The organism is Streptomyces sp. NPDC054841 (genome assembly GCF_053611045.1).
The window spans coordinates 1-5,128 of the sequence record NZ_JBSGZO010000560.1 but is presented as its reverse complement, the minus strand read 5'-3'; the positions used below and the strand labels follow the sequence as shown (position 1 = coordinate 5,128).

General features: G+C 72.9%; 1 protein-coding gene. It reads right to left on the bottom strand.

Annotated elements, in window-relative coordinates:
• Positions 1–5,128 (bottom strand): type I polyketide synthase (locus ACWGI8_RS39135; protein WP_453668208.1); only part of this gene is annotated, 5,128 nt, incomplete at both ends.

Genomic DNA, 5,128 nt, shown 5'->3' with positions numbered 1-5,128 from the left:
ACCCACTCCACCCCGAACAACGCATCACCCACACCACCCCGACCAACCGCCAACAACTCCTCCGACACCCGCCGGAAGACCACCGACTCAACCTCCGCAACAGGCACACCCAAACCATCCGCAACCGCGAGGGCGAGTCCGTCGGTGCCGACGCGCGACAGCCGGGCACGAAGGGTGGACGCACCAGTGGCATACAGACTCACCCCACTCCACGCGAAGGGAAGCCCGGAACCGGTGTGCTCACCGTCGCGCTCACCGAGGGCGGCGGCGTGGAGGGCGGCGTCCAACAGGGCAGGGTGCAGGCCGAACCCGTCCGTCGCGGTGCCCTCGGGCAGCGCGACCTCGGCGTAGATCTCGTCGCCAAGTTGCCAGGCCGCCTGCACGCCCCGGAAGACCGGTCCGTAGCTGAACCCGCTCGCGGAAAGCTCCTCGTAGAGGTTGGCGGTGTCCAGCGGCTGGGCACCCTGCGGCGGCCAGACGGAGAGGTCGAACGTGGTCTCGGGCGCGGTCTCGCGGAGGAAGCCGGTGGCGTGCCGGGTCCAGGGTTCGGCAGGGTCGGCGTCGTCGCGGCGCGAGTAGACGGAGACGGGCCTACGGCCTGTCGCGTCCAGGGCGTCCACCGAGACGCGGAGCGCAAGCCCGGCGTCCTGCGGCAGGACGAGCGGAGCCTGGAGAGTGAGGTCGTCCAGGGTGGCGCAGCCGACCTGGTCGCCGGCGTGCACGGCGAGTTCGACGAGGGCGGTTCCCGGCAACAGGACAGTGTCCAGTACCGCGTGGTCGGCGACCCACGGGTGCGACTGGTGCGACACCCATCCGGTGAGGACGACCGACTCGGACTGCGCCTCCGACTCGGGGAGCCAGACGGCTGCGCCGAGCAGGGGGTGGCTGGTCGCGGTCTGGCCGACCCGTGCCAGGTCGCCGATGGGGGCGGCCATCTCCAGCCAGTAGTGCTGGTGCTGGAAGGCGTACGTCGGCAGATCCGTGCGTCCGGCTCCGCGTCCGGCGAACACCCCCTCCCAGTCCACGTCCGCGCCGTGCGCGTGCAGAGCGCCGACAGCCGCGGTGAACGTGTCGGGCTCGGGTCGGTCCTTGCGCAGGACGGGGGCGAACACCGCGTCCGCGCCCTCGGGCAGGCAGCCCTGCCCCATTCCGGACAGCACGCCGTCCGGACCCAGCTCCAGGAAGGACCGCACTCCCTCCCCGGCCAGGCAGGCCATGCCGTCCGCGAAGCGGACCGCACCACGCACATGGCGCACCCAGTACTCGGGATCGCACAGCTCCTCCGCCGACGCCGGCCCGCCCGTCACATTCGACACCACCGCAATGCGCGGCGCAGCGTACGTGAGACCCTCGGCGACGGCCCGGAACTCGTCCAGCATCGGATCCATCAGCGGCGAGTGGAACGCATGGCTGACCCTCAGACGGCGCGTGCGGCGACCCTGCTCCTGCCAGTACGCAACCGCCTCATCCACCACCGCCTCGTCACCGGACACGACGACGGACGTCGGACCGTTGATCGCCGCGATCGACACCGAACCCTCACGGCCGGCCAGCTGCTCGGCAACCTCGGCCTCGGTCGCCTCGACAGCAGCCATCGCCCCACCACCCGGCAACGCCTGCATCAACCGGCCACGCGCCGCAACCAGAGCCGCAGCATCCTCGAGGGAGAACACCCCCGCCACATGCGCAGCAGCGATCTCACCAACCGAATGACCGATCACAAAGTCCGGTGCAACACCCCAGGACTCCACCAGACGGAACAACGCCACCTCAAGCGCGAACAACGCAACCTGCGTATAACCCGTCTCATCCAGCAGCCCCGCACCCTCATCCGCATCCGAGAACACCAGATCCCTGAGCGAGCCCTCCAGATCCAGATGGAGGTCGAGGTGCGCGCACACCTCGTCGAAGGCGTCCGCGAACACCGGGAAGGACGCATACAACTCCCGCCCCATCCCGGCCCGCTGACTCCCCTGCCCCGTGAACAGGAACGCCCGCTTCTCGGAGGTGACGACGCCGCGCGTCACAGCGGCACTCGTACCGCCCTGGGCGAGGGCGTGCAGGCCCGCGACGAGACCGTCCCGCCCGGTGGCGGCCACCAGGGCCCGGTGTTCAAAGCGGGACCGGGTGACGGCCAGCGAGTATCCGACGTCCACCGGGGACAGTTCGGGCCGCTCCTCCAGGAACGAAAGCAACCGCTCGGCCTGGGACCGCAGCCCGGCCTCACTGCGCGCGGAGACCACCCACGGAACCGGCACCTGGGAGGGCACCTGGACGAGCACGGGCACCTGGGGTGCCGTGTCGGTACCGGACGCTGCGTCGACCTCGTTGCGGGGGGCGGGACCTTCTTCGAGAATGACGTGCACGTTGGTGCCACTGACGCCGAAGGAGGAGACGCCCGCCCGGCGCAGCCGGTCGTTCGCGGGCCACTGCTGGGGCTCGGTCAGCAGCGAGACGGCTCCCGCGGTCCAGTCGACCGCGGTGGTGGGGGTGTCGGCGTGCAGGGTGCGCGGCAACACCCCGTACCGCATCGACTGCACCATCTTGATGACACCGGCGATGCCTGAAGCGGCCTGGGTGTGGCCGATGTTGGACTTCAGGGCGCCGAGCCACAGGGGACGGTCGGCATCGTGTTCCTGGCCGTAGGTGGCGAGCAGTGCTTGGGCCTCGATGGGGTCGCCGAGCGAGGTGCCGGTGCCGTGCGCTTCCACCGCGTCCACCTCGCCGGCCGTCAGGCCCGCGTTGGCCAGTGCCTGGCGGATGACACGCTGCTGGGAGGGACCGTTGGGGGCACTGAGGCCGTTGCTGGCGCCGTCCTGGTTGACGGCGGAGCCGCGGACGACGGCGAGCACTTCGTGGCCGTTGCGGCGGGCGTCCGAGAGGCGTTCCAGGACGACGAGGCCGACGCCCTCGCCCCACCCCGTGCCGTCGGCGTCGTCGGAGAAGGCTTTGCAACGGCCGTCGGCAGCCAAGCCGCGCTGGCGGGAGAACTCCACGAACGCGCCGGGCGTCGCCATGACGGCGACACCGCCGGCGAGGGCCATCGAGCACTCGCCGCGCCGCAGCGCCTCCGCGGCCAGGTGCAGGGCGACGAGGGACGAGGAGCAGGCGGTGTCGACGGTGACGGCGGGGCCCTCGAGGCCGAGGGTGTAGGAGACGCGGCCGGAGATGACGGAGGTCTGGCCGCCGGTGAGGAAGTAGCCCTCGGAGCCCTGCGGGGCCTCGGCCGCGTCGGCGCCGTAGCCCTGAGCGCTGGCGCCGACGTAGACACCGGTCTGGCTGCCGCGCAGGGAGTGCGGGTCGATGCCGGCGGACTCCAGTGCCTCCCAGGACGCTTCGAGCAGCACCCGCTGCTGGGGGTCCATGGCCAGGGCTTCGCGGGGCGAGATGCCGAAGAAGGCGGCGTCGAAGTCGCCCGCACCCGCCAGGAAGCCGCCCTCGCGGGTGGTGGAGGTGCCCTGGTGGTCCGGGTCGGGGTCGTAGAGGGTGTCGGTGGGCCACCCGCGGTCGTCGGGGAAGCGGCCGATGGCGTCGCGGCCGTCGAAGACGAGCTGCCACAGGTCCGCGGGTGATTTGACGCCGCCGGAGTAGCGGCAGGCCATGGAGACAATGGCGACGGGGTCGTCGTCGACGCGCGCCACCGCGGCAGCCGGTGCACCGGTCTTTGCGCCGGTCCCGGCGGCGCCCGCGGCTCCACCGAGCAGCTCGGTGAGCAGGAGGCCGGCGACGGCGGTGGCGTTGGGGTGGTCGAAGACGAGCGTGGTGGGGAGGCTCAGGCCGGTGGCGGCGTTGAGCCGGTTGCGGATACCGACGGCAGTCAGCGAGTCGAAGCCGAGTTCGCGGAAGGCGGTGGTCGGGGCGATGGCCGCTCCGTCGGCATGACCGAGGGTGGCGGCGGCCTGGTCGCGCACCAGGGTGAGGAGGGCCGCGCGCTGTTCGGCCTCGCTCAGTGCGGCGAGCCGCTGGGCGAGGGCGTTGCCGCCGGGCTCAGGTGCACCAGCCTGGTCGGCGGGGGTTTCGGTGGCGCGCCGTACCTCCGGAAGGTCGCCGATGAGGGGCCGCTTGCGGACCGAGGTGTAGGCGGCGGCGAAGCGTTCCCAGTCCATGTCGGCGACGGAGACGGTGGTCTCGTCGTGTTCGACGGCCTGGACGAGTGCGGAGACCGCCAGCTCGGGATCCATCTGCCGCAGGCCGAGGCGGCCCAAGGCCTCTGCGGCGCCGCCGCGTGCCATGCCGTCGCCGCCCCACAGGCCCCAGGCGATGGAGGTAGCGGTGCGGCCGTGGGCGCGACGCTGTTCGGCGAGCGCGTCGAGGGCGGCGTTGGCCGCCCCGTACGCGCCCTGGTCGGCGCCGCCCCAGACGGCGGCTTTGGAGGAGAAGAGCACGAACGCGTCCAGCGGCCCGTCGCCCAGCAGGGAGTCGAGGTGGGCGGCGCCGGCAGCCTTGGCCGCGACGACCGCGGCGACCTCGTCGATGCTGGTGTCGGCAAGCGCGGCGCTGGTGCCGACGCCGGCCGCGTGCACGACAGCGGTGAGGGGCTGCTCGGGGTCGGCGGTGGCGCGTTCCAGCACGGCGGCGAGCTGATCGTGGTCGCTCGCGTCGCAGGCTTCGATGGTGACGCGGGCGGCGCCGAGCGCGGTGAGTTCGTCGCGCAGCGCGTCGGCGCCGGGGGCCTGCGGGCCGCGCCGGGAGGTGAGGACGAGGTGCTGGGCACCGCCTCGGGCGGCCCAGCGGGCGACGTGGCCGCCGAGCGCCCCGGTGCCGCCGGTGATCAGGACGGTGCCGCGCGGGGTCCACGAACCGGGGGCGGAGTCGGCGAGGGAGGCGCGGGCGAGACGGCGGCCGAAGACGCCGGTGGAGCGGACGGCGACCTCCTCCTCCCCGTCGGGCTGGGCGAGGTGCGCGGTCAGCCGGGCGCCGGCGCGCTCGTCCGGGCTCTGGGGCAGGTCGAGGAGGCCGCCCCAGCGTTCGGGGTGCTCCAGTCCAGCGGCGCGGGCGAGTCCCCACACCTGTGCCTGGGCGGGGTCGGCGGCGGCGTCGGACCTGCTGGTGGAGACGCCGCCACGGGTGGCGATCCAAAGGGGCGCCGCGACCTCGGCGTCGCCGAGCGCCTGCACCAGGGTGAGGG